The organism is Micromonospora sp. ALFpr18c (assembly GCF_008868155.1).
Classification (GTDB): domain Bacteria; phylum Actinomycetota; class Actinomycetes; order Mycobacteriales; family Micromonosporaceae; genus Micromonospora.
In genome coordinates, this window is record NZ_WBKR01000490.1 from 1 (window position 1) to 243 (window position 243).

Annotated in this window: 1 protein-coding gene; it reads right to left on the reverse strand. The window is 74.9% G+C overall.

Annotated elements, in window-relative coordinates:
• A partial coding sequence (locus F8271_RS31805; RefSeq protein ID WP_151493447.1) for an ATP-binding protein occupies positions 1–243 on the reverse strand: 243 nt, incomplete at both ends.

A 243-nucleotide genomic window follows, 5' to 3' on the forward strand; every position in this document is an offset into this window, starting at 1 on the left:
GCCGAGCTGGAGCCGCACCCGCACCTCCGGCCGGCTGGGCCGCTGCGCGTGCTCGACGGCGTTGTTCATGGCCTCGGACGCGGCGAGCAGCAGGTCCTCCAGCAGGTCCGGACCGACGCCCAGGTCACCCAGTGCCAGCCGTACGTCGCGGCGCAGCGCGGCGGCCGAGGTGGGCGCCGAGGGGTACGTCCAGCCGACGTCCAGTACGTCGCCGTCCGGGCCGACCTTCTCCGTGGATGCGGT